At 39.0% G+C, this 24273-nt stretch carries 24 protein-coding genes and 2 riboswitches; of the genes, 6 read left to right on the plus strand and 18 right to left on the minus strand.

All coding sequences use genetic code 11. From position 1 onward, the window contains the following. Window positions 1-6: 6 nt before the first annotated feature. Genes cbiB through I585_RS02635 form a run of 5 tightly spaced genes read right to left on the minus strand, consistent with a single transcriptional unit; the run spans window position 7 to window position 4769 of the window. The gene (gene cbiB / locus I585_RS02615; RefSeq protein WP_010739479.1) at window positions 7-963 is read right to left on the minus strand and encodes an adenosylcobinamide-phosphate synthase CbiB; all 957 of its coding nucleotides are present in this window, start codon (window positions 961-963) and stop codon (window positions 7-9) included. Beyond that, the gene (locus I585_RS02620; protein WP_034708284.1) at window positions 960-2315 is read right to left on the minus strand and encodes a cobyrinic acid a,c-diamide synthase CobB; all 1356 of its coding nucleotides are present in this window, start codon (window positions 2313-2315) and stop codon (window positions 960-962) included. The genes cbiB and I585_RS02620 overlap by 4 nt, the downstream gene beginning before the upstream one ends. Further along, complete coding sequence (locus I585_RS02625; protein WP_010739481.1) at window positions 2206-3186, minus strand: GHMP family kinase ATP-binding protein; 981 nt, start codon at window positions 3184-3186, stop codon at window positions 2206-2208. Before I585_RS02625 ends, I585_RS02620 begins: the two co-directional genes overlap by 110 nt. After that, window positions 3177-4247, minus strand: a complete 1071-nt coding sequence (gene cobD, locus I585_RS02630; protein ID WP_010739482.1) for a threonine-phosphate decarboxylase CobD — start codon at window positions 4245-4247, stop codon at window positions 3177-3179. Before cobD ends, I585_RS02625 begins: the two co-directional genes overlap by 10 nt. 21 nt (window positions 4248-4268) lie before the next feature. After that, window positions 4269-4769 (minus strand): ECF transporter S component, encoded by a 501-nt coding sequence (locus tag I585_RS02635; RefSeq protein ID WP_034708286.1) that lies wholly within the window; start codon window positions 4767-4769, stop codon window positions 4269-4271. Window positions 4770-4883: 114 nt separating this feature from the next. Further along, window positions 4884-5078: riboswitch (cobalamin riboswitch) on the minus strand. A 388-nt stretch (window positions 5079-5466) separates the two neighbouring features. Between I585_RS02635 and I585_RS02645 the strand changes: the two genes are divergently transcribed. Beyond that, entirely contained in the window at window positions 5467-6978 is a 1512-nt protein-coding gene (locus tag I585_RS02645) for an amino acid permease (RefSeq protein WP_010739485.1), read from the plus strand. 30 nt (window positions 6979-7008) lie between these two features. Beyond that, window positions 7009-7461 (plus strand): precorrin-2 dehydrogenase/sirohydrochlorin ferrochelatase family protein, encoded by a 453-nt coding sequence (locus tag I585_RS02650; RefSeq protein WP_010739486.1) that lies wholly within the window; start codon window positions 7009-7011, stop codon window positions 7459-7461. A gap of 59 nt (window positions 7462-7520) precedes the next feature. Here I585_RS02650 and I585_RS02655 read toward each other — a convergent pair whose 3' ends face one another. From I585_RS02655 to ilvB, 3 genes are read right to left on the minus strand one after another with little or no spacing between them, the layout of a single operon-like run. Further along, window positions 7521-8105 (minus strand): TetR/AcrR family transcriptional regulator, encoded by a 585-nt coding sequence (locus I585_RS02655; protein ID WP_034708288.1) that lies wholly within the window; start codon window positions 8103-8105, stop codon window positions 7521-7523. A 10-nt stretch (window positions 8106-8115) separates the two neighbouring features. Next, window positions 8116-8616, minus strand: a complete 501-nt coding sequence (gene ilvN / locus I585_RS02660) for an acetolactate synthase small subunit (RefSeq protein WP_010739488.1) — start codon at window positions 8614-8616, stop codon at window positions 8116-8118. Continuing rightward, window positions 8609-10288: a biosynthetic-type acetolactate synthase large subunit gene (gene ilvB / locus I585_RS02665; protein WP_010739489.1), complete on the minus strand. Its 1680-nt coding sequence runs from the start codon at window positions 10286-10288 to the stop codon at window positions 8609-8611. Before ilvB ends, ilvN begins: the two co-directional genes overlap by 8 nt. A 176-nt stretch (window positions 10289-10464) precedes the next feature. Between ilvB and I585_RS02670 the strand changes: the two genes are divergently transcribed. Beyond that, on the plus strand, window positions 10465-11424 hold the full coding sequence (locus I585_RS02670; protein WP_002330482.1) for an IS30 family transposase: 960 nt from the start codon (window positions 10465-10467) through the stop codon (window positions 11422-11424). Window positions 11425-11475: 51 nt separating this feature from the next. Here the strand turns inward: I585_RS02670 and tenA are convergent, their stop codons facing one another. Continuing rightward, the gene (gene tenA, locus I585_RS02675; RefSeq protein WP_010739490.1) at window positions 11476-12132 is read right to left on the minus strand and encodes a thiaminase II; all 657 of its coding nucleotides are present in this window, start codon (window positions 12130-12132) and stop codon (window positions 11476-11478) included. A gap of 159 nt (window positions 12133-12291) precedes the next feature. Then, window positions 12292-12383: riboswitch (TPP riboswitch) on the minus strand. A gap of 61 nt (window positions 12384-12444) precedes the next feature. After that, window positions 12445-13356 (minus strand): DUF2268 domain-containing putative Zn-dependent protease, encoded by a 912-nt coding sequence (locus I585_RS02680; protein WP_010739491.1) that lies wholly within the window; start codon window positions 13354-13356, stop codon window positions 12445-12447. Window positions 13357-13510: 154 nt separating this feature from the next. Between I585_RS02680 and I585_RS02685 the strand changes: the two genes are divergently transcribed. Both I585_RS02685 and I585_RS02690 read left to right on the plus strand, forming a co-directional pair. Next, entirely contained in the window at window positions 13511-14239 is a 729-nt protein-coding gene (locus I585_RS02685; RefSeq protein WP_010739492.1) for a DUF2087 domain-containing protein, read from the plus strand. A 29-nt stretch (window positions 14240-14268) separates the two neighbouring features. Then, window positions 14269-14706, plus strand: a complete 438-nt coding sequence (locus I585_RS02690; protein WP_010739493.1) for a VOC family protein — start codon at window positions 14269-14271, stop codon at window positions 14704-14706. A gap of 171 nt (window positions 14707-14877) precedes the next feature. On the opposite strand, the gene I585_RS02695 is transcribed toward I585_RS02690, so the two are convergent. The 8 genes from I585_RS02695 to I585_RS02730 all read right to left on the minus strand — a co-directional run bounded on the left by I585_RS02695 (window position 14878) and on the right by I585_RS02730 (window position 23285). Further along, entirely contained in the window at window positions 14878-15216 is a 339-nt protein-coding gene (locus I585_RS02695; RefSeq protein WP_010739494.1) for a carboxymuconolactone decarboxylase family protein, read from the minus strand. Between the two features lie 14 nt (window positions 15217-15230). Beyond that, window positions 15231-16286, minus strand: coding sequence for an S-methyl-5-thioribose-1-phosphate isomerase (locus I585_RS02700; protein ID WP_010739495.1), 1056 nt, complete (start codon window positions 16284-16286; stop codon window positions 15231-15233). Beyond that, window positions 16287-17507 carry an S-methyl-5-thioribose kinase gene (gene mtnK / locus I585_RS02705; protein WP_010739496.1) on the minus strand — a complete coding sequence of 407 codons (1221 nt, stop codon included), beginning with the start codon at window positions 17505-17507 and terminating at the stop codon, window positions 16287-16289. Window positions 17508-17529: 22 nt separating this feature from the next. Further along, a complete protein-coding gene (locus I585_RS02710; protein ID WP_010739497.1) occupies window positions 17530-18699 on the minus strand; it encodes an iron-containing alcohol dehydrogenase in 1170 nt (389 codons plus the stop codon). A gap of 105 nt (window positions 18700-18804) precedes the next feature. Continuing rightward, window positions 18805-19458, minus strand: coding sequence for an L-fuculose-phosphate aldolase (locus tag I585_RS02715; protein WP_010739498.1), 654 nt, complete (start codon window positions 19456-19458; stop codon window positions 18805-18807). A 2-nt stretch (window positions 19459-19460) separates the two neighbouring features. Then, window positions 19461-20924 (minus strand): FGGY-family carbohydrate kinase, encoded by a 1464-nt coding sequence (locus tag I585_RS02720; protein WP_010739499.1) that lies wholly within the window; start codon window positions 20922-20924, stop codon window positions 19461-19463. Beyond that, a complete protein-coding gene (locus tag I585_RS02725) occupies window positions 20921-21901 on the minus strand; it encodes an NAD(P)-dependent oxidoreductase (protein ID WP_010739500.1) in 981 nt (326 codons plus the stop codon). Before I585_RS02725 ends, I585_RS02720 begins: the two co-directional genes overlap by 4 nt. Window positions 21902-21926: 25 nt before the next feature. Further along, complete coding sequence (locus I585_RS02730; RefSeq protein ID WP_010739501.1) at window positions 21927-23285, minus strand: Na+/H+ antiporter NhaC family protein; 1359 nt, start codon at window positions 23283-23285, stop codon at window positions 21927-21929. Between the two features lie 213 nt (window positions 23286-23498). On the opposite strand from I585_RS02730, the gene I585_RS02735 reads away from it, so the two are divergent. Then, entirely contained in the window at window positions 23499-24260 is a 762-nt protein-coding gene (locus I585_RS02735) for a DeoR/GlpR family DNA-binding transcription regulator (protein WP_010739502.1), read from the plus strand. Window positions 24261-24273: the final 13 nt, after the last annotated feature.

Genomic DNA, 24273 nt, shown 5'->3' on the forward strand with positions numbered 1-24273 from the left:
CTCTTCTCAAAAAAAGTAATAGTTGCTGATAAAGGCAATGATACTGAATACAATCAAACTTAAAATGGCCGTGGTATATAATAAAGCATTGGCGGTTAAGATATCCTCCGGTTCTGCTGAACGCAGAGGTACGCCAATAGTCGGTTTATATATTTCGACTCCATGGTAAAGATGCGTTCCGCCTAATTGAATTCCTAATGCTCCTGCTACAACCGCTTCTGGATAGCCGCTATTTGGACTTTTGTGGTTACGGCAATCCGTTTTCCCTACTTGCCAAGCATTCGTGGTGTTTAGCTGCAACAGTTTGGTAGCTGCTAATAAATATAGCCAAGTGAGACGAGCAGGAATGAAATTCCATAAGTCGTCCATTTTTGCAGAGAACCAGCCGATTGCTTTATATTTTGGTGTCACATACCCAACCATTGAATCTAGCGTATTGACAGATTTGTACATCATCGCCAAAGTAGGCCCTCCTAAAAACAGGCACATTAAGGGAGCAATCACCCCATCGCTTGTATTTTCTGCAACAGTTTCAATCGTCGCTTTTGTTATTTCTTCTTTCGTTAATTCATCGGTATCCCTTCCAACGATCATTGCAACCTGCTTTCGAGCATCGGTTAAGCTGTCATATTTCAGCTTTTGATAAACCTTTTTCCCTTCCAATGACAAACTTTTGGCAGCCAACGTGGTGTACGCTAAATAGATGTAACAAAGTGTTCCCACAAAAGGATGCATTAGAAAACTCACCCTTAAAAGGCAGTAGGTTGCTAATCCTGATCCCAACACTGTGATCAGCCACAAAACAATACCCAATCGATATTTCTCCTGCTCGCTTTTCATTTTAGTAAACTTCTGCTGGAACCAAGCGATAAAGTTGCCGATAATTTTTATCGGATGCGGCCAACTATAGGGATCCCCGATTAATAAATCCAGTAAGAACGCAGCAATAATCAAATGAATCATAGTCCGTTCCTCACTTGTTCTAGTAGATTCTGTAAAAAGTTCTCACTTTGATAAAAATGAAAATGTAGATAGCTACCAAACGTATTTTTTTTCTGATAGCCGCCCGTCCATTTTTTTACCACCTCACCATCGCGCTTTTTTGTCATTTTCAACATTGTCGGCTCTAAACTATCAAATCTCGAATGATGAAATTCATGTCCAACCACAGTTGTGCCTTTTTTACCGATTAACAGATCTTGTTCAAGCTCGCCATAACAGTATCCAAATCGTTGAAGTCTCGAAGTCATCTCACTGACACCTTCGAAAATCCCTACCATTGGATACAACTGTTCAGCATCTTTAAATCCATCGCCTAAATACATCAGACCTCCGCACTCAGCCAGGATAAACGCTCCTTGTTCATGCTTTTCCTTGATGCTTTTTCGCATCTCGTGATTCTCAGCAAGGTGTTGAGCGAATTCTTCAGGATAGCCGCCTCCAAAATAATAGAGATCAGCTTCCGGTAGTTGATGGTCTCTCAGCGGACTGAAAGGGATCAGCTCCACACCATATGCTGTTAATAACTCAAGGTTGTCCTGATAATAAAAATGAAATGCTTCATCTAATGCGTAGGCCACTTTGAGACCAGTGAACTGTGGAAATTTTGGTGACTGATAGAATACTTTTTCGTCTGGCAATTTTTCTAATAAACTATTTAAATCAACTGTTTCCTCTAAGGATTCTGCTACTTGTTGAATCTTTTCTGTTACATCGTTGATCTCTCTGTCTGGTACCAACCCTAGCTGTCTTGAGGGCAATTCCACACCCTCTGCTCGCTTCAAGTAACCGAAAACTGGAACATCTGTATAAGTTTCTATAGCTTTTTTGATCAATTGATAATGCGTTTCTGAGGCAACCTTATTGATGATCACCCCGCTAATCATTACTGCTCGATCAAACTCAGCGAACCCCTTTACAACGGCTGCCACCGATGTCGATGCTGATTGACCATTGACCACTAGTAAGACTGGACAATTCAACTGCTTGGCAATTCCGGCACTAGAACAAAAATCTTTGTCTACACCCAATCCATCAAAAAGACCCATCACCCCTTCAATCACACAAATATCAGCATGTTGTGCCTCTTTTGCAAATAGTGATTGCAAGCGAGTGCTATCCTGAATCAAAAACATATCCAAATTTCGTGAGGGCGTTCCAGTAATCCGAGTATGGTATTCGGTATCAACATAATCGGGCCCAACTTTATAAGGCTGAATTTGATACCCTTGATTTTGCAGAAGCTTCATCAAACCAAGTGTTATCGTTGTTTTTCCTGAGCCGCTGGAGACTGCGGCAATCATCAGCTTTTTCATTGATTTCCCTCGCTTCTATCAGCTGTACGCCTTGGTAGCAGCTTTGATGAACACTTACTTTCGAATACCAGCTGCTGAGGCTGGACTGTTTAATCGTCTTTAAAACGGCGGGAATTTCTTCTAAAGTTTCAATCATTATCCCGACAACGGAACCGCTGTGAGCGACGTTTATCCCTAACCATTGATAATGCTGCTGGAGTTTTATCAGCTCTGAAAAATACGGTTTAGGTAAAATTTTCTGATTCAATAAAGCACTTTGCATGGCCGCCTCACCTAATCTTTGCAGTGATCTCTCTTTTACTGCTAACAAATAGTGTTGATAGACTTCTGCAAAACAGGCTCGCTGCTGGTAAAATAATCGATCATTCTCCATTGAATGAAATGTTTCTGTGGCGAGTGTTTCTTCCGGCTCTAAAACTACTACATAAAAATGCGGTGCCCATCCGCTGGCCTCTCTTACAGTGCCATCCTTCTGCTCAAATAGTGTGAGTGTTGGAAAAAGGATACTGTCGGTTCGTTCAATCGCTAAACAAATAGCTATAATTTCATCTCTCGAGAGTTGTTTTCCAAAATGGGCCGCCGTTGCTTGGCAAGTTGCAGCGATATCTGCCGTACTACTGGCCATTCCTTTAGCAGTTGGCAAGTCCGAGTCAATCGTAAGCGAAACTCTTTCGATTGGAAGATCCAATTGCAGCATAGTTCGCTGTACTGCTTCTTGAGCCTTAGATTTGACTGACTCAAAAGGTTCTTTATTATCAATCGTTACTCGCGAAAAGCAGTCAATCCCATAACTAACTAGTTTTTGAGAATCACCGAGCCAACCTTGAATGATCTCTCCGCATGATCCTGGGCAGGAAGCTGTCACTCGCATAAAATCGCCTCCAGTGCATCAAGTAAAATTTGGTTCTCCGTTCGTGATTTAACGGCTATTCGGTAATACTTATGGTCTAATCCATTGAAGCTATTGCAATTTCTGATCAAAATATTTTTTTTAATCATTTCTGCTTGCAGGCAATCCGCACCATGGTAAAGAAAGAACAGAAAATTCGTCTGGCTGGGAAATACTTCCAGCTCTTTAAAATTGGATAGACCGTTTACTAAAAATTGCCGTTCTTGTGTGATGTACTGTTGGCTATCCTTAATAAACTGATCTTCTTGCAACGCTTGCTGTCCTGCCAAATCGGCAAATGTATTGATATGCCATGGAACGGTTTTCTCCTCGATCGCTGCTAAAACCGATAAATCACTAGTCAGTAAGTAACCTAGCCGCAATCCTGGAATCGCAAACATTTTTGTCAATGAACGAAAAATAAATAAGTTCGGATAGTCTTTGATTTTCGAAACAAGAGAATGTTCTTCCTTCGTGAAATCAACAAATGCCTCATCAATGATCAGAACCAGTTCATTTTCTTGGCAAAATATTAGTAGTTCGTCTAGTTCAGACTGTTTTATCAACTGCCCCGTTGGATTATTAGGATTGCAAAGACAAATTCCATTTACCTTTTGCTGCTGTGCAGATTGGTGCAACGCTGAAAGCGACAATCGAAAATCATGTTGTTCCAAATTGAAATAGCAGAATTCTGTCTTTTGCTGTCCAAAAGCTGCTTCGTACTCCATAAAGGTCGGTGCAAGCAAAAGTAATCTATCCAGCTTCAATGTTTTTCCCAACATAAATATCGCTTCAGCCGCACCATTCGCTGGGTAAACAAAATCTTCCGAAACCTCGTGAAAGCTTGCGATCGCTTGAGTTAACGCACGATAACGAATATCAGGATAATGGATCAGCTCCTCTATTCCTTTGCTCAAAACCTTTTTAACCCCCTTGGGAATACCTAAAGGATTAATATTTGCACTAAAATCAATCAAGCTATTTTTATCCTTTTGATAAGTTTCACTGATTTCTTGAATATTTCCTCCATGCTTGACTACCATAACAACGACTCCGATTCTTGATTATTTTAAGAAAATCGCTTCCTTATATTTTTGGGGAATTCCAAATATTACAACCTCAGATAAGCCCAAATTTACGACTGTCGCGACAGTTAATGGGACAAAAAGCATAAATACAACTGGTCCCATTAATGGATAAAGCAGCAGTAAATCTAACGGGACATTAATCATATAACCGACAAGCATAGAAACTACCGATGCGACAATTTTGTTTTTAGCCAATTTCCTGCGTGTCCAACTGTAGAAGAACATGCATGCTCCCATCAAAACAGCAATGATCAAATGAATAGGCAAAGTATTTGGGAAGCCGGACAGTAAAGCAGAGATCATGTGTCCGAAGAAACCTAAAAATGCCCCGGCAAATGGTCCGAGAATAATGGCTCCAATAAATGCCGGAAATGAATCTAGTGCAATTGACCCTAAAATTTTGATGTTCGCGCCAATCACACAGAGGGCTAGCAGTATCGCCAAGGTCGCCAATTTCTTTGTTGAATGCTTCATCATCATTCCTCCTTAAAAAAATAAACGCAGCGAGTCCAAAAGATGGGCTCGCTGCGTTTTTTTATTTGTTCAAAGATACAAATAAAGCGTCAGCAAAATAATCTTCCCAATCCAATTATTTTTAATCCCTGAACAAGGTATCCTGACTTTGCATCAACTTACTTTCTCGCCTTCCCTAAAAAGTGGCTTTCTGAGAGTTCATCCGCATATACAGTAGAAAGGGGCTGTTGAGGATTCTCACCTCAATTCCCTTGAACAGTTATTAGTTATTCGCTTTTCATCATTATAGCAAACGTTTACAGTGAGACTTGACCTTCGGCGGCAACACAGCCACATTGTGCTATTTTTGAAAGTGAGAGGACAAAATTTTACTATTTTTTAAAGAGAACAGGCTTAAAATCACCTTTTTGACTTGATCTGAAATAGCTCATAAACAAGTAGTCAATCAAAATTGAACAGGTAAAGAAAAATTGTTGGAAGTGTTGATGAAGGATAGCCAAATTTTGTTATTTTGGGAGAAAACAAAGCAAGATATTGTTATCAATTTCTTTTACGATCTTAAAATCATTGATATATCAATCTTCTTCGTTCACTTAACTGATCTCCTCTTTATAGAAATCAACACATTTTGTTCACAAACACTCTTGTCTTTTTTTTTGAAAGAAAATAAGATGGAGAAAACGACTACGAGGAGCGGACAATGACTAAAAAGGGCCCTTCGCAAAATTTGATCTTGATCATAACAAACACCGTATATTCATTTTCCAGTATGATATCAGCCTTTTTTATGCTGGGAAGCCAATCACTGATTTGGTTTTTTATTAGTGCGCTTTTTTACTTTATTCCTTATGCTCTGATCGTCGCCCAGTACACAAAAAAATACGCGCATCGTTCAGGAGCAATCTATGATTGGCTGAAAGAATCGCTTTCTCCAAAAGCGGCTTTTACAACTGTTTTTTTGTGGTATAGTAGTTATTTTATTTGGATGATCAGCTTATTCATGAAGATTCTGATTCCCCTCTCCATTCTTATTTTCGGAAAAGATAGAACGGCAACAATTGACTGGTTGGGATTTTCTCCGCAATTTTGGTTGGCGCTGCTTTCAGTTCTGGCAGTGCTTTTTATCACTTGGATGAACAAACGCGGGTTTCAAGTAATTTTTAGATTTTTGCATATCAGCGGCTATGCGATGGTTGGTTTGCTGGTGCTTTCATTAGCAGGAAATCTGATCTTGATCGTAAGAGATCCCGCTCAAGTATGGATAAATATCCATCACAGTGTCTCCATTCCAAGCTTTTTCCAAGAGTCTTCCAACCGATTATTGTCTCAACTGCCCTTTTTCATTTTTTCAATTACTGCCTTTGGTGGTTTGGATACTATCGCAAGTCTTGCTGACAAAACAAAAAAAAGCCGAACCAGATTTCCGCGAGCGGTAATCATCAGTTCGTTTGTCGTGTTATTATTATATGTTAGCGGTATCATCATTTGGAGCTGTGCGAATAATATTGAAGGCTTGCGAAATACTACTTCTCTTCACCTCGGAAATTTAATGTACGGTGTCATGGACCAGTTGGCAAAAACGTTAGCCGTTAGTTTCAATCTATCTGCTAAACATACCTATCTGTTATCGCAAATTTTTATTCGCTATACTGCCTTGACGATGGGACTGGCCTATATCAGCCTACTTAGTTCTATTAGTTATGGTCCATTAAAGAGTTTGATCAAAAGTACGCCTAAAGTATTTTGGCCAAAATTCTCGGCACTAAATAGCAATCAAATGCCCGAAAATGCTCTTTGGATTCAAGCAATTCTCATCTCAGTATTTATTGGTCTGCTTTCTTTCAGCAATACCTTTTTGTCTGAATTGTTTAATCAATTAACTTATATGACCAATGTTTCAAGAGCAATCCCATACTTTATTGTTGCTGCCAGTTTTCCTTTTTCTATCAAAAAAAGAGTTATCCAACCATCCTCGTTAATTATCAAAAATAACTATTTGAACTACAGCCTGTCTATCAGTGTATGTGTTTGTATCTTTGTCGCAATTGCCTTTCAAATTTACGAGCCTTTGAAATTAGGAAATTACCTGAATTTTTCTACATTGCTTTTAGGACCAGTATTCTTTGGTATCCTTTCACATTTTATCTATTTTCGATTTGAACAAAAGAAAGCGTTGATGCTACTTTCAAAACAGAATGGAGACAATCGGTGATTGGATCTTGATTGGTAAAGGAGGGAAAACATGTACCCCATTTTGATCGATATCAAGCAGTTTTCGGTCCTAGTGATTGGCGGCGGAAAAATTGCCACCCGAAAAGCTTGCGGATTGATTGAGGCAGGTGCAAAACCAACTGTAATAGCGCCGAAATTTTCGGAGACATTGTTGAATGCTAAAAGGAACGGTTCTGTCATTTTACGAGAACGGTCCTTTCAATATGGCGATACAGCTGGTTTTCAAGTTATTTTTATTTGTACAGATAATCAAGCGGTGAATCGAGTTATTTTAAATGAAACTACTCCTCGGCAGCTGGTGAATGATACAACGAAGCAACAAAACAGCAATTTTTTTAATATGGCATTTATAAAAGAAAAAGACTTCGGAATCGCTCTAACGACAGCAGGCGAAAATCCAACCAGGACGAAACTGTTGAAACAAAAAATTCGTGCTCTTTTAAAAAATATTTCTTTGGATTAACTTATTATAGCAAAAAAACGTTTGAATATACGCTTTTCCATTGATCGGAGAAGTGATACTCAAACGTTTTGTTCATTTAAGCCTTCAACAAATTGGGAAACAGCCTGAGAAATAAAGTGCTCTGCTTCTATTTGGTACTGTTTCTTATTGGAGTAAGCATGTAAAAAGGCAAAACCGATCATACTGGAGAAAATAACCTCAGCAGACGCTTTAGCATCACTGATCTGAAGTTTTTCTCTTTCTTCCATCGCACGTAAATAATCTTCTAACAGTTGAACAAAGGCCGTTGGAATTTTGTCCACATAAGGCATTGTTTCCTGATAAATATCCTGTGCGCGAAGCCCTAATGAGAATCGAACAATTTCTGGTGTTACCTGTTCAAAATAGTCCGCCATAATTACACGCAAATCCTTCGCTAAATCCCATTGAAACTGGTCAGAAATATCACTGCTTACTGAAGGAATCCAATCTGCTTCTCGTAATGTCGCCAGCAATAATTCTTTTTTACTGCCAAATTGGCGAAACAGCGTGGCTTCATTGACATTAGCTTCTTTTGCGATATCCTTCGTCGTCATATCGCTGTAGCCTTTTTCCACGATCAGTTTCTTTGTCGCGGCCATAATATTGGTCCGAGTATTTTTCATACAACTATTTTTACTCCTTTGTAAGACTAGAAATTGCCACACTCCCGCCGCGAATTACTTCAAATTCCTTTGAGACAAAATCGTGAATACAGTCGATCAACTCATTATTTTCTTTCTCACTAACGATACTCTCAATCAGGAGTTCCTCGTCAGATTGATCAATCATCGAAAAGTTGCGATCTTTTTGTATTAAAGCCAGTTTCTTTTTTATTTTCTCGGAATAATTAAGCTTTAGATACATGACTTCTTTGGCATGAATCGGGATAGCTGTATAATCGATCACCTGAATCACTTCGATCATATTACGAAGCTGGTGTTTAACCTGTTTAAAGGTTCGATCATCGCTGTAGAGGCTAATCGTCATGCGAGAGGTATCCGCAGATTCGGTTTCTCCGACAGTTAAGCTATTTAAATTATACAATTTTCCCGAAAATAATCCAGAAACCCTTGCCAATACCCCTATTTCATTTTCAACATACACACTCAACCATCTCTGTTCAGTTTTACTCATAAATAATCATTTCCTTTAAACTTTGACCCGGTGCAACAATCGGCAGAACTTTTTGCTCTGTCTCCAGCATGAATTCCAAAACCACTGTTTTCTCCTTGACCGCTTTCGCTTGATTGAAGGCTTCATCAATTGCTTCTATTCTGGTTATTTTATGACCTTCAGCGCCATAACTGTGGGCTAACGCAACGAAATCAGGAACATACTGTGACGTCTCCTCTTTTAGCATGGTATAAGAATAGCGTTTATCATAGAACATCTCCTGCCATTGTCTGACATTGCCCAAGCAACCATTGTTGAAAATACAAACAATGATTGGGATTTTTTCCAGCATTGTCGTGGCAAGTTCTTGCAGATTCATTTGAAATCCGCCATCGCCAGTGATCGTTAGAACATCCATTCCTGGATTTCCTAATTTTGCTCCGATGGAAGCGGGAAAACCGAATCCCATTGTCCCTAACCCGCCTGAAGTCAATAATTGTCTATCTTTAGTCACTTCAAGAAATTGCGTCGTCCAAAGTTGATTCTGCCCTACATCGGTTACAACGATGGCGTTTGTAAAATGTTGATTGATTTTCTTGATAATGATTTCTGGTGTCAATCCTTTTTCTTTCATGTGAACTGGAACGGATCCGTCCATTTTTTTTACTTCTTGCAGCCAGCAATTGTGATCCTTAACATTCAGCGATTCGGTGATCTTTGGTAAAACAGTTTTTATATTGCCGACCATTCTGATTGAAGCATCCACGTTTTTGTCTATGATCGCAGGATCAATATCCAGATGAATCAGCTTAGTTGAACGACAGAAGTTCGCTGGATTTCCTGTCACACGGTCGTTCAAACGCGTGCCAAGAGCAAAGAGGACATCACTATTTATGATTGCTTGATTTGCGGCATAGCTTCCATGAATTCCTACGTTGCCAATGTAACTTGGATGGTTACTAGGCAGCGCACCTTTTCCCATGATCGTAGTAACAACGGGGATTCCGCTTTTTTCAACAAAATCCATTAATTCTTTGTGGGCCTTTCCACGATGCACACCGCCTCCAACGAGCAGGACTGGCTTTTTTGCATTGTTTAATAGTCCGACAACAGATTTGATTTCACTGGTCGGGATTTCCTGTATTTTCTGGCCGCCGCGAATCGTGACCGTTTCTGGATATTCTTCTGAACCAAGCTCTTGTTGAACGTTTTTAGGGATATCTACCACAACGACTCCTGGTTTTCCTGATTGTGCGATCACAAAGGCCTTTTTCAGAATTGTGCCAAGTTCCTCTCTTTTTTTGACAGTAACCGCATATTTGGCTATTGACCGGCTGATTCCAACCATATCGACCTCTTGAAAAGCGTCCTTCCCAATCAGATGTGTCGAAACCTGTCCGGTAATACAAACCAAAGGTGAAGAATCATACCCGGCTGTCGCAATTCCTGTGATTAAGTTAGTCGCCCCCGGTCCACTTGTGACCATACAAACGCCGACTTTTCCTGTTGAACGGGCATAACCATCAGCGGCATGGATCAGTCCCAGCTCATGCCTTGGCAATACTACTCGAAATTCTTCCCGCTGATAAAGTGCATCAAACAAATCAATCGCCTGTCCACCTGGATAAGCAAAACAAACTTCAACCTTCTCATTTACTAATGCCTTAACAACCAATTCAGCTCCCGAAATCATTTTACACGCCTCCTAATAAATGCAAGTGATTACTTGCATTCTATCATAGGACTATCATTCTCTGTCAATTACTTTTTATAAAACGCCGATTGTAAAATTAAGCTAGACAACTAAAAAAGCCATTTGTGCTACACTCAAAATAGTTCTGACCAAAGAATTATAAGGAGTGAGTACAAATGACCTATACCCATCTTACAACGGATGAACTTGTAATGATAGAGTCTTATTTCAAAATAAATCAATCTGTTGCGAAAACTGCGCATTGCTTGAATCGTTCAAGACAAACGATCCATAAAGTATACCTATTCTTCAAGCAAGGAAAATCAGCCTTAGAATACTATCAACAGTATAAGAAAAACAAATCAAACTGTGGTAGACGCCCGCTTGTTTTACCCGAGGAACAATCAGAATATATTCAAAGAAAGGTTGTTCAAGGATGGACACCCGATGTGATTGTTGGTCGTGCAGCGTTTCCTATTCGTTGTTCTGCTCGTACCATTTATCGTATGTTCAAAAAGGGGCTATTTAATCCTTCTGACTTACCGATGAAAGGCAAGCGTAAACCGAATGGACATCAAGAAAGGCGTGGAAAACAAGCTTTCCGCCGCTCTATTCATGAACGTGAAAAAGATTATAGCCAATTCTCAAATGAGTTTGGTCACCTTGAAGGTGACACTATCGTAGGTCTGAAACATAAAAGTGCTGTAATTACCTTAGTTGAACGATTATCAAAAGTTATCATCACATTGAAACCGTGTGGTAGACAAGCGATTGATATTGAAAAAAAATTAAATCATTGGTTTGAATCTGTACCGAAAAATCTATTCAAATCCATCACTTTTGATTGTGGAAAGGAATTTTCAAATTGGAAACAAATCAGTAATGCCAATGATATTGCCATTTATTTCGCTGATCCAGGAACGCCGTCTCAAAGAGGCCTAAACGAGAATTCTAACGGATTGTTACGTAGAGATGGTTTATTGAAATCTATGGATTTCAATTCAGTAGATGAATCTTTTATTCAATCTGTCACATCTAAACGAAATAATATTCCTAGAAAATCACTGGATTATCGAACACCTTTGGAAGTATTTTTGAGTTACGTAAGTATTGATGATTTGTCTAACTTAATTTGACAATTAAGAAAAAGAAAAAAGACCGTTCTTATTCGAACGATCTTCTTCGATCTACCATTTTTCTAACTTCGCAGCCATTTCCCAAAATGCGTATTCCATTTTACTGCTGATCACAAAGGCGTCGATCATTTTTTGCTGCTCCTCTTTTGGACTTTCCTCGTATAAACGATCTAAGAGAGCACGTTCCTTTTTGATCCCTTCGGCAGCGTCTTCACCAGCATAGGTTTCGATCCATCGCTGATACAGAGGGTGCGGTGAACCTGACTCAATCAGGCGAACACCAATCTCTTGATAAAGCCACGCACACGGCAGCATTCCCGCAAAAGCCGTATTTGCCGTGCCGTCGATCAGTTGCCGATACATATGAGAAACATAGTGATAAGCCGTTGGCGCAATTGGTGTTTCCTGAATTTCTTTTTCGTCAATCGCTAATTCTGAAAAGAATTCTTCCCGGATGGCCATCTCGCCTAACTTAAGATGTTCCGCATTTTCTCGCAATTGTGCCTGAACCTCTTCGTCCTTCGTCTGTTCTGCGATATAGCTATAAAGCTTGCTAAAATGTTCAAGGTAATAACGATCTTGCAGCAAATAATAGCGGAAAATCTCCGGTGCTAAATCTCCCGTCGCTAGTGATTGAACAAAGGGATGCTCAAAACTCGCCTCCCAATAATATGCCGCTTCTTTTCTTGCCAATTCTGTAAATGTCATGCCTATTCTCCCTTCTTAAAACCTATCAAAAACAAACAACTACTTTTTAATGCAACATAAAAAACCTCCTTGATTCTTAGTAGAATGAGCAGGAGGCTCTATGCCTAAAATAGACAGACAATAAGAAAACCCGGCCACAAATAAGCGGTCGGGTACAAATTTCTTAACATTACACATTCCCTGCGCCAGTCCTAACTGTTTCAGGTTCAATGGGTATAATCTCAGCTTCAAAAGCACCCCTAGTGTCATTCAATTGATAAAAGTATAGCATACCTATTTATAAAAAACGACTGCTATTTAACCGGTCGCCGATCATTCATCAAATATTCTTGATTCTTTTACGATTGTTTTACTAGGAGTCACAGTTGCTTCTGCGATTGTTTTGCCAGTATTTTTAAGATACGCTTTTACCACATGATAGCCGATCGTATAGCCGGCATTTCTTGAAAGACCGACTGGTGAATATCCCTGCTCTTTCGCGACTTCATCGCCATACATATAAGCCGATACCTGATCAAATCCTCTGGCCTCACGTCCATCTTTCATTACTTCGATCGTATATGCCAGTTCCTCCGCATCGTATTCCTGCACCCACGGACCGCGCTGATCAACTCCATATAAATCTTCCGCAAAAACTTCGGCTAACCCTTCAATAACTAAATAATCCTCCACGCTGACATCTCCATGATTGAAAGGTTCATAGGTAAAACGAACATTATGATTGAACTCATGAGCCAAGGCTGATTTCAATCTTGTTTGATTAAAGTCATTCGGGACGACCAGCAGCATAATATATCCCGGTATCCCGCCAAATCCGCTATACCCTTCACTTGCCATCAATACACCGTTTTCCGGATCACCTAATAAAATGTTCGCGATAAACTCATCGACTGGAATCTGATAGCCGATCTCACTAAAACGTTGCGCACTTTCTTTGAACACTTGCTGATACTCAGAAAATATATTGGTTCTTCTTAATGGTTCAATTTTTGACTCAATCAAATCAATACTTTTGCGCGGTGTCCAAATTCCCATCATTTCTGACGCCATCACCACATCGTATCCCCCTGGTGTTTTCGGAAAAAGCGGTGCATTTAAATACTGCCACATTCCTTCCAGCGGCTGCATCATTTCATAACGAAACACATTCTCGTCGACAGATTCGCGAAGACATTTTTGATAAAACGCCAACGAATCAACGAGCGTTACCTTAAATTCGTTCATAGTCATCTCCTCCTTGTCCTTCATCATAAGGGTTGACGCCGCGTGAAGGTCAAGGAAAAGAAAAACAAAATCAATTAAACTAAAAATGGATTATGCAACCTAATTTGCTAACGATAACGTAATATGTTAGTATAGAATTAACGGAGGGAATATTATGGAAAATGAATTGATGATTGAAGAGATTAAAAAGGGCTATTCAAAAAAAGGCGATTTTCTTTTTCAATGTTTGTATTGCGATCAAACGTTTGATGACCGTTTCGTGTATCCAATTAATGGCTCAAACAGTCAGATGGCGCGAGCTGAAGGCGCGATGATCTATCATTTAAAACATGAGCATGACGGTTCATTTAACGCGCTGCTGAACCTCGATAAAAATCAAACGGGTTTAAGCGATACGCAAAAGAACTTTTTGAACTTATTTTCTAAAGGGATCGATGATCAAGAAATCGCGGAGCAGTTGAACATCACAACTTCCGCTGTAAGAAATCACCGCTTTAAATTTAAGGAGAAGAAGCGTCAGGCAAAAATTTTATTGGCCCTGCTAGAGTCGATCGATGAAAAGGAACAGAGTAATTTTGCCGCGAACTCCTTAATTGATTCCGATGAACGATTTGTATCCACTAAAAAGGAAAGAGAAAAAGTCTTCAATGTTTTTCTTGACGATCAAGGAAGAGCCACACAAATTCCAAAAAAGGAAAAGAAGCGGATTATTCTGATTCAAAAATTGGCCGAAAATTTTGTTCCTGAAAGGCACTATACAGAAAAGGAAATCAATGCAATCATTTCTGAAATGTTCACAGATTATGTGACGATCAGACGTTATCTCATCGAATATGGAATCTTGGGTCGAACCGTTGATGGAACGACCTATTGGAAAATATAATAGGATTTTTTTAGAAAGGCGGATTAGGAATGGTATTACCGATGAAGATCGATCATATGCAAGTTACAGTGAAGGATATTAATGAAGTTGAGTCATTTTACGATGGACTGATGGAAGCTTTAGGTTTTGATTTGAAGAAAAAAATCAAAGTTTATTTAGCAGAATTGGATATGAATGTTATCGAATACCTCGACGGCTCCTATGATTTCGGCATCTGTTCCGCGCTGAAACCTTTTGAAAACGACACTGTACATCGAAGAAAACCTGGAGCGATCCATCATATCGCCTTTAGAGCCTCCTCTAGAACCGAAGTTGATCGTATCTATCAAAAAGTTCTTGAGCTCGGCGCTGAAATTTTGGATGAACCACAGATTTTCCCTCAGCATGGTCCAAACTACTATGCCGTTTTTTTCAATGATCCAGACGGAATTAAATATGAGATTGTGAATAATGATGATCATTATTGAAACCCAATATCAATAAAAGTACCTAGCCCTATTTTCTAATTGAGAAAATGGTTTAGGTACTTTTATGTTTGAATAAGAAAACTTCATTTCCTGTCCTATAGTTAAAAAATGGTCTTTGTTCATTTTTGGACAACAGCTAATTCCGTTTAAAAAGAGAGCTCGAACGATTATCTATGATAAAAGTTCTTCTGCTGCCTTGAGTGCTCTCCGCCCAAAAACAGTAGAAGGACCTCCGCCCATTAAAATGGCCACTTCCACTGTTTCGGCAATCTCATTCATCGAAGCGCCTAACAGAACAGCCGACTCAACATGAGAAAACATACATCCGTCGCAGCGGACACATATAGCGATCCCCAAAGCCATTAAAGACTTATTCTTTCTTGAGAGAACACCGTCCTTCATCACTGCTCCATGAACTTTCCCAAAAGCGTCCATCACTTCTAGACAAGTGTTATCTAGTAATTGATTTTCTTCGTCCCGCATCACAAAACTTTCTTTAAGTTTACTCATCAGTTTCCTTCCCTTTAATAGAAATTATTTGTTTTATTTTTCTTGAAATAACTTTCTAAATCATAGGGTGAATAAAAGCCCTGATCCGTCACGATGGCTCCGATTAATTCCGGCGGCGTAACATCAAATGAAGGATAGATGGCATCCACACCTTCTAAGGTATGCTTAATCCCATTCAGCTCCATGACTTGTTCTGGGTCTCGCATTTCAATTTTTATGCTGGCTTTATCTTTCTTATCCGCGTCAGGAATACCTGTGACAAAATAAGGTACGCCAAAATGATTAGCCAATAAAGCGATTTGATAGGTTCCGACTTTGTTGGCGATGTGTCCGTCTTGAGCAATAGTGTCAGCTGCTGAAGTAAACAAATCAATTTGTTGTGAACTTAGCAGATAAGCAACCATATTGTCAGAAATCACCGTCGTTTCAAATCCCATTTCCGCACAGCAACTAGCTGTTAATCTCGCGCCTTGTAAATATGGCCGTGTTTCTGCGCAGAAGAATTTAATTGTTTTCTTTTGTTCGATCGCCTCTCTCAATAGCATGCCAATGATAGTCTCACCAAAACATTGTGTTAAGACTGTGCCATTGTCTGGGATTTTATCAATTAAAAATTTCGCAACCACATTCATTTTAAAATATCGACGATTTAGCGAATCGATTGCATTTTGTTTGATTGCTTCAGTCGGATCGTTTCCTTCTGCTAAGGCCTTTTTTCCAATAACGACACATTTTTCTGTAATCAAGCGCATGCGATTTGCGGTAGTTGGTCGAGCCGTCGCTATTTTTTCACTTGCCTTTTCTAAATAGGCTATTCGATCTTTGAAAGTCAATTTCCTACTCTGAAAACTAGCTAAAGCCATCCCCATTCCCGCCGCGGTATAAGGGCCTGCACTCTGTGTGACCATATCGGTAATCGCTTGAGCTACCTCTTGATACGTATGACATTCAACAAAGCTTGTTTCTCTTGGATAAATTCTGCGGTCTAAGATTCGAACGCTACCGTCTTCATACCAGGCGACATTTTCATATTTTAACAATGTGGGCATCGTATAATCTTGTCGTTCCATCTAAATTCCTTCTTTACATTTGATAAAAGCGTCAATCAAAGATTGTCCATCTGTCATTGCTTCGCGTTCTTTGATCAATTGAATGCCAGAAGTGATTAAAATTCGTTCGGCCTCAATTTTCTTTTCTTCAGGAATCAACGCGAGCTCTTTTACCTTAGAATCTCCTACTACGCGGCGAATAATTTCAGTCCCGGTGTATCCCACAGTATCGGCCATTACATCCGCAAGGTATTTTTGTTTGAACAGTTTATTTTGATACAAACCAACACTTACAGTCTCATCATAAACGTTAGATAGTTTCTCTAGAACCTTGTCATACGTCTCTTTGATACTTGTCAGAAGCCATTCTGTAAATTTTTCATCTGCCGATTCAGCTGTAAGATTTAATACTAGCGGGAAGTATAAATGTGCTAAAACATTTCCGATGTCGTACCCCATCGGACCATAATAGGCAAATTCTGGATCAATAATTTTGACGCCTGACTGATTAATAAAAATAGATCCTGTATGCAGATCTCCATGTATCAGTGCCTGAGCATTATTCATGTAGTTATTTCTAAGGTCCGCCACTTCTGCATGAAGCTTTTTATCGTTATACAAATTTGTTTCGACAAATTTTTCATTGCCCGGAGTAACAATATTTTGTTTTCGGTAGTCATCATAAGGCTCTGTCAGTACAAGATTTTCACTAATATCGCACATATCATTATTAGTGAAAGCTTTTACCCGATTTTTCTTTTCGGCACTGCCCAAAACCAGATCCGTGGTAGGAATTAGAACCTTTGCGAGAAAATCAGAAATCTCTTCGCTGAAATTTGGAAAAATTTGTTTATCAATCAGCTCATAGCGCATATTTTTGTAATCAGAGATATTTTCCATTGTCAGGGCAGCCATCGTTTCATCATAATCATAGACTTCTGGAATATATTCCGGTGCCAGATCCCTTTGAATCTTTAAAATTTCAGCTTCAATTCGATTACGAGAAAGGTCAAGTAAACGCCCGGATGAACGTAAATACTTATCTGCTTGCTTTACAATGACTGTTTTGCCCGTCATCGAGTCTAGCACTTGGTGAACGTAGTTGATATTGCCATCGCCAATTTCAGAAACGACTAATCGGTCTTTATGATCAAACGAATCTAAATGATCAGCAACATAATCTTTGATCTCTTTCTCCTCCATTAAAAAATGTTCATCATAGCGAACTGTCTTATTCATCATTTTTTCTACCTCAATCATTTATTTATAATGCTAGTTGCAAAATTTTGACAATATCGGTACTGTTCAACGGTTTAAGATGGCCTATTGTTTGTGTATTATTTTTGGTTGCTCGATCAGCCATCTCTTCAAAGTGAGTTGCGTCAATCGTCAGTTCATTCAATGTCGTCTTCATTCCTAGATTGACAAAAAAGTCTTTTGTCTTATCAATCGCTAGTTCAATAATTTCTGAATCGGAATAAATGAGAGGATCGATACCAAAAATACGAATACCGTACTTCACAAATTGTTTAGGGCAAAAGCGACTGACATACTTCATCCATGCCAAAGTTATGACGACCATTCCCTCTCCATGAACAACACCATATTGTCCGCTCAATTCATGCTCAATCCGATGGGAGCCCCAATCTGGTTCTCTGCCTAGCTCCAAGCTATTGTTATGGGCAATGATGGCAGTTAACGACATCTCTGCTCGCAGATCATAATTTTCTAAGTCATTGATCAATTTGCCTCCATTGATGAGCGTTGATTTAATCGCTCCTTCTAAGAGAAAATCGGTAATATCTGTATGCTCAATTTTACTGAAATAACGTTCTAGTAAATGTGACAAAATATCTGCTGTACCGACACCTGTATAATATTTAGGCAATTTTACTGTGAATTCTGGATTCACAATAGAAAATTTTGGAATAATAATTTCACTTTCTACACCTAACTTATACTCGTTGTTAGACACGATTGTTGCAGGAGACATTTCTGAGCCTGAAGAAGCAACAGTTGAGATTGCACCGATCGGCAAAGCTTCACTTACTTCTTTTTTCCCGGTAAAGAAATCCCATGTATTTCCTTCATATAGACTTCCCAAGGCGGTAGCTTTAGCAGTATCAATAACGCTGCCTCCACCAACTGCTAGAATAAAATCGATTTGCTTTTCTTTTACAAAATCACTTAGTTCATTGATTAATGACAACGCAGGATTCGGAACGACCTGACCATTCTCAAAATATTGAATCTCAAATTTTGCTAGTGCTTCTCGAATCGTCTTAGCAATCTCCAATTTTTCATAATAATCGCCACTAAAAAGAATTAGGACTCTTTTCGTTTTACTCCATTTATTGATTAATTCGCCAACTCGCTGTTCTTCGTTTTTGCCAAAATAGATATTAGCGGGATTATGATAATTAAAATTCAGCATGTCTTTTCCTCCTAAAATTGGATAATACAAAACCGATGAGTTCTTTTATCACTGATCGGCTTTGTATTTTTCGAGTCTGTTTAACTGAATAACTGTTCTAGCTGCTTAGACTTTTTCAGCTACTTGACCGTACGTTCCAAATTTCTCAACGACCACGTCCATTTGTTCTTGATTCAATAATACTGGCTTGCCGATCGCTTCTGCTCGTATTTTTAATTTCGCTAAAAATTCAATATCCTTTGCAACCGAAAAAGCGTCCGCACAGTTTGAACCAACGGCCAGTACGCCATGATTTCCTAGTAAGATTCCATTATTTTCACCCATTACGCGGTACGCTTCATCCGCTAATTCTTGCGTTCCAAATGTTTTATAATCACAGCAACGAACCTTATCACCGACAGAGCCGATAATATAATGCAGCGGTTCAATCTCTTGTAATAAACAAGCTACCGCGGTTGCATAGTCAGAATGAGTGTGCACGACCGAATTTACATGATCTGTTTTTTGATAGAAGATACAATGCATATGGTATTCGCTGGAAGGTTTCCGTGTTCCCTCCACCACATTCCCATCTAAATCTAAAACAACGATATCCTCCGGCTCTGTTTCATTGTAGGGAATCCCACTTGGACTAATCAGCATCACATTGTCTTCACGAATAAAGATCGAGATATTCCCACCGGTACCAGTCGTTAATTTTTCAGTAATTAATTTTTTCCCAAACTCTACAATCTGTTGTCTTTGCGCCATATACTTCATCTTTAAAATGCTCCAATCTCTTTTTTACTATTTATTTTTTCCCGATACAACAACCAATTTTCCAATTTTTCTCGTAAATACTTGCTCTCCTTGGGTTCAAATTCCATTACGATCGGAATATCACTCAATTGAATTTCTTTTGAAAAACAAATTCTTGCCGCACCAATAAGCGATGCTTCATCAAAATTTTCTTTTAAAACGAGCTTTTTCCCAGTCAAATCAGCAATCATCTGACATAAACTTTCCATCCGCAAGCCACCGCCGGCACCAACAATATAAGGCGATGTTGTTTGACTCAAAACTTCATTTTGACGGATTTTAAAAACGATTGAAAAGGCAATATCCGCCACTACTGCATGAAGCAAATCTATCTTTTCCAATTCCTGATTAAACGGAACCGTCATCATGAAGCCGCCATTAGGAAACGAAATATTTTTATATGGGGACTGGCTGGTGAAACTAGCCACACATTTCAAGGCCTCATAGTGATCATTAATATGCTGATTGATGGACTCATATGTGACCTCTGGCAATAATTTTTCTTTTGCCAGCTGCAGGTTTAGTCCTGTCACGCCAGGATTTGTTTCTATCTGGTATCCTTCACCCGCTAAATTGCAGCTGCTCCAAAAATTGAATTCTTTATTCTCTTCATAATTTGGAATCGCCTCTTTGTACTTAACAACGGGAGAGGATGTTCCTGAAATTAATCCGATGTCATCCGAACTAAGGGCCATTCCTTTCGCGGCCAGTTGTGTATCCGCGCCGCCCACCACATAGAGGCACTCTGAGTCGAGATCAAAATTCGTTTTCATTTTAGATAAAATTTCATGAGCCGTACCTGTTTTAGTAATGGTTGGAAGAATTGAACGATCGATTTCAAAGGCCTCACAAACTTTCTGATCCCAGTCTTTGGTATAAATATTGAAAAGCTGTGTCTCACTGGCTTGCGAGTATTCCATTTCAATTCTCCCAGTAAACAAGTAGCCCACCCAATCACTCAAACTTATGATTTGAGTGATTGATTCGAAGAACGAGTTCTTTTTTTGTTTTAATCCGTATAATTTCATCGCTCCAAAATCTTCAGTCAGAGGACGTCCCGTGACCTTTTCAATATATTCTCGTTGTGTTATCTCTCTCAACCATTCTTTTCCACGATTATCGATATTAGGCAATCCATAAAAGTCATGCCCGGCTTTGTCGAGTAAAATAAAGGATTCTCTTGCAGAGGACGAACTCAAATATTTTATTTTATAGTCCTTAAGCTCGCTTAGTAAATCTTCTATTCGCGAGAAAATATTTTGCTTCAATTCGTTTGGAAGAAAGTATTTCGCATCGCTATACTCACTGTCTACATAGTAGGTATTTTTGAAACCTTTGATCCCGACTATTTTTCCCTCACTTGAAATGACTGCGACTCTGGTGCTTCCTGTTCCTATATCAATAATTAAGGCCGCATCCTGTTTCATGGTAGCTTACCTATTGCCGGTTCGATCAAATGCTCTCGATCCAAAAAGCTGAGAATATTTTGTGTCATAATCTCTGATTGATGATCCACCACTTGATAAGAAGCGCCATAGATATGAGGCGTCAATAAAACATTTGAACAAGCAATTACCGGATCATCTTCAGCTGTTGGCGGTTCAGTATCTAGGACATCCAGAATGGCTCCTCGAATTTTTTTATTTTCCACTAGTTCATACAAAACCCTATTATCAACCACCGCACTGCGCGATGAATTAATGAAGATACTGTCTTTCTTCATTAGAGTCAATAAATCTTGATTGATCATCTGCTTCGTTGCATCATTTACTGGTAAATGAATCGTAATGTAATCGGACTCTAGAAAAATTTCTTCTAATTCGACTTTCTTATACTCTTCTAGCTGGTTAACAAAAGGATCATAAAAAGCAATCTCCACATCAAATCCTTTAAGTAATTTGGCAATATTTCGAGCCACAGCACCAAAACCGACAAATCCAATCTTTGATTTATAGATTTCATTGCCTTTCCAAAGATGGTACGGTGTCGTTCCAATCTGCCATTGCTTTTCCTTTGTCCAATTGACAGCATCAACTAAATTTCGTTCAAAAGCAATCAGAGTACTGATCCACATTTCTGCAACCGCATTGGCGTTTCGGGCTGGTGTACACAAAATCGGTATATCGTATTTTTCACAAGCCTTTACATCAATGTTTTCCGGAGAAGCACGACAATCCCCAATAAATACCAAATCCGAGTATTCCTTTAAAACGGTTTCATTAATAACATCTAACTCAGTAATTAAGGCATCTGGCCGTTCCCTTAACAAACAATCAATCATTTCTTCCTCATAGAAGCGTTCGCCAGTATCCGTCCAAGGCATATAAATCACTTCATCAAAGAGTTTTTCCAATTTAATCAGGTTTTCTTCATTAATCGGTGCTCTTACCAATAATTTCTTCATTCATTTTCCTCCACGAATGCATGAACTAAACAACGTCTACCTCTTTCACTTCTTCTGTTTCAACATCAGAAGGATTCGACTGCTTAACATCCAAAACGTCTTTTACTTTAGGAACTTGCAAAATGATCGATAAGCATCCTGCGGCGATCATCAACATTGAATACCAGTTGTACGGCATAATACTCACCGGGGATACACCAGCCAAACCGCCAACTACTAATAACTGTCCGGCATATGGCAACAACCCATTGAAAGCAGAAGAAAATAGATCGAGGATGCTTGCCGTTCGTGAACGAGAAATATCAAAGCGATCAGCGATATCTCTTGCTAGAGGTCCTGCTGCAATAATTGAGATCGTATTATTCGTAGTGGCAATATCGATCAAACTGACTAATGCCGCAATCGAAAATTCTGCTCCTCGGCGTGTCTTCACTCCCTTAGTCAGGTTATGCAGCAGCCAATCAATTCCGCCAAGGTGCTTCATCACGGCCACTAAACCACCTACTAATATGGCAATGATCGCCATATCCTGCATACTCATCATGCCTTCATGGATGGTTTTCATAAAACCTGTTAGCCCGAAATCACCATGTATCAGTCCAATTACTAGACCAGATAACACACCCAAAGCCATTACGTTGATTACATTCATACCTACTAATGACAAAATAATTACTAACACATAGGGAAGAATATTAACCAAATTATAACTATAGGTTCCTCCAGTAATTCCACTGGTATCAATTGGCTGAATGGCCAGCAGAATTGCATTGATTAGAACGGCTGGTAAAACGATCAAAATATTGGCCTTGAATTTTGATTTCATTGATACTTCCTGCGTTCTAGTTGCCGCGATTGTTGTATCAGAAATGAATGAAAGGTTATCACCAAACATCGCGCCCCCAACAACAATCCCACAAAGAAGAGCGACGTTTGAACCTGTTTTCGTTGCGATATCAATGGCTATTGGAGCTAGTGCCGCAACCGTACCCATTGAAGTACCCATCGCAAAACTTAACAAACAAGCAATCAGAAAAATTCCCGGTAAAATCATATTAGCTGGTAAAATACTCAGCCCAAGATTTGAAACAGAATCAACCGCGTGCATCGCATTGGCAACGCCATAAAAGGCTCCAGCCAACATAAAGATGATAACCATTAGAATCAACGTGTGATCGCCTGCGCCCTTACAAAAAATTGTCACTTTTTCATCGAAACTAATTTTCTCATCCTTTTTGTTCATCATGAGAGCAATTGCACAAGCAATTGTAATCCCAACCATTAACGGCATGTTTTCAAAGCTACCTGTTGATAATCCAGTAAACATGTAAAGTGCTAAAAAAATGACTAAGGGGAGCATTCCTTTAAAATTGCCTTTTTCCATCTTGTTTCTCCTTTATTTGGTTTATTTTTGGTAAGCGCTTTCCTTATACTTAATATACAAATTTCCCCAAATAAAGTCAAGATATTTTAAAAATAAACCAAAATAAGACGAATTTTCCAAAACTAAACGAAAAAAGGCGAAAAGACTCTTATTGATTTTCAATTTCAAGCTTGCTATTATTAAATAGATAAATAGTGAAGTGAGGTTCTTAAAGTGCTAAAATTCGAGCGTTTACGTATTATTGAAAATCTCCTAAATGAAAATGGAAGTGTTTCCACTTCTGAATTAAGTAAGATGTTTGATGTAACAGAAGAAACGGTAAGAAATGATTTGGTCGAATTACAAAATGCAAATAAGATCAAACGGGTTCGCGGTGGTGCCTTTTTAATCGAAACAGTGGATAATGAAGTCCCGATCACTATTCGAACTGAAATGCTCCTAGACGAAAAAAATAAAATTGCCCAAATTTGTTTGGAATACATCAATCCTGGTGACACAATCGCCATTGACTCTTCAACCACAGCCATCAGTCTTGCCAAATTAATCAAAGAGGCTGAGTTATCGGTTACGGTCATTACCAATTCAATTACCATAGGATCCGTTTTGATGAATGTTAAAAATGTGAATTTAATCATTTTAGGTGGGACCTTACGAGGAAAATCGAATTCTTTAGTTGGGAATATTACTAATGAGTCGATTAAAAAGTATGTCATTAACAAGGCATTTGTCAGCTGTTCAGGACTTTCTATGCCAGCCGGACCCTCTGATACAAATGAACAAGAAGCAAAAATTAGAGAAAATCTTTTTCTCGCCTCCGAAAAGAACTTTCTTTTGGCTGATAACACAAAGTTTGATTTCAGAACGGTCTATTTAATCTCTGATTTTGATTCAATTGATTACATCATTACCGATCAAAAAGCTTCACAAGAATGGCAAGAGTTTCTGGCAGAAAGAAACATTGAGTTATTGTGCTAAATAAATTCGAATC

Source organism: Enterococcus malodoratus ATCC 43197, assembly GCF_000407185.1.
Lineage (GTDB): Bacteria > Bacillota > Bacilli > Lactobacillales > Enterococcaceae > Enterococcus_A > Enterococcus_A malodoratus.

Bases quoted from the DNA above. Each gene is read 5' to 3' on its own strand.
- cbiB (WP_010739479.1), bottom strand. From the start codon at position 963: ATGATTCATTTGATTATTGCTGCGTTCTTACTGGATTTATTAATCGGG.
- I585_RS02620 (WP_034708284.1), bottom strand. From the start codon at position 2,315: ATGAAAAAGCTGATGATTGCCGCAGTCTCCAGCGGCTCAGGAAAAACA.
- I585_RS02625 (WP_010739481.1), bottom strand. From the start codon at position 3,186: ATGCGAGTGACAGCTTCCTGCCCAGGATCATGCGGAGAGATCATTCAA.
- cobD (WP_010739482.1), bottom strand. From the start codon at position 4,247: ATGGTAGTCAAGCATGGAGGAAATATTCAAGAAATCAGTGAAACTTAT.
- I585_RS02635 (WP_034708286.1), bottom strand. From the start codon at position 4,769: ATGATGAAGCATTCAACAAAGAAATTGGCGACCTTGGCGATACTGCTA.
- I585_RS02645 (WP_010739485.1), top strand. From the start codon at position 5,467: ATGACTAAAAAGGGCCCTTCGCAAAATTTGATCTTGATCATAACAAAC.
- I585_RS02650 (WP_010739486.1), top strand. From the start codon at position 7,009: ATGTACCCCATTTTGATCGATATCAAGCAGTTTTCGGTCCTAGTGATT.
- I585_RS02655 (WP_034708288.1), bottom strand. From the start codon at position 8,105: ATGAAAAATACTCGGACCAATATTATGGCCGCGACAAAGAAACTGATC.
- ilvN (WP_010739488.1), bottom strand. From the start codon at position 8,616: ATGAGTAAAACTGAACAGAGATGGTTGAGTGTGTATGTTGAAAATGAA.
- ilvB (WP_010739489.1), bottom strand. From the start codon at position 10,288: ATGATTTCGGGAGCTGAATTGGTTGTTAAGGCATTAGTAAATGAGAAG.
- I585_RS02670 (WP_002330482.1), top strand. From the start codon at position 10,465: ATGACCTATACCCATCTTACAACGGATGAACTTGTAATGATAGAGTCT.
- tenA (WP_010739490.1), bottom strand. From the start codon at position 12,132: ATGACATTTACAGAATTGGCAAGAAAAGAAGCGGCATATTATTGGGAG.
- I585_RS02680 (WP_010739491.1), bottom strand. From the start codon at position 13,356: ATGAACGAATTTAAGGTAACGCTCGTTGATTCGTTGGCGTTTTATCAA.
- I585_RS02685 (WP_010739492.1), top strand. From the start codon at position 13,511: ATGGAAAATGAATTGATGATTGAAGAGATTAAAAAGGGCTATTCAAAA.
- I585_RS02690 (WP_010739493.1), top strand. From the start codon at position 14,269: ATGGTATTACCGATGAAGATCGATCATATGCAAGTTACAGTGAAGGAT.
- I585_RS02695 (WP_010739494.1), bottom strand. From the start codon at position 15,216: ATGAGTAAACTTAAAGAAAGTTTTGTGATGCGGGACGAAGAAAATCAA.
- I585_RS02700 (WP_010739495.1), bottom strand. From the start codon at position 16,286: ATGGAACGACAAGATTATACGATGCCCACATTGTTAAAATATGAAAAT.
- mtnK (WP_010739496.1), bottom strand. From the start codon at position 17,507: ATGATGAATAAGACAGTTCGCTATGATGAACATTTTTTAATGGAGGAG.
- I585_RS02710 (WP_010739497.1), bottom strand. From the start codon at position 18,699: ATGCTGAATTTTAATTATCATAATCCCGCTAATATCTATTTTGGCAAA.
- I585_RS02715 (WP_010739498.1), bottom strand. From the start codon at position 19,458: ATGAAGTATATGGCGCAAAGACAACAGATTGTAGAGTTTGGGAAAAAA.
- I585_RS02720 (WP_010739499.1), bottom strand. From the start codon at position 20,924: ATGAAACAGGATGCGGCCTTAATTATTGATATAGGAACAGGAAGCACC.
- I585_RS02725 (WP_010739500.1), bottom strand. From the start codon at position 21,901: ATGAAGAAATTATTGGTAAGAGCACCGATTAATGAAGAAAACCTGATT.
- I585_RS02730 (WP_010739501.1), bottom strand. From the start codon at position 23,285: ATGGAAAAAGGCAATTTTAAAGGAATGCTCCCCTTAGTCATTTTTTTA.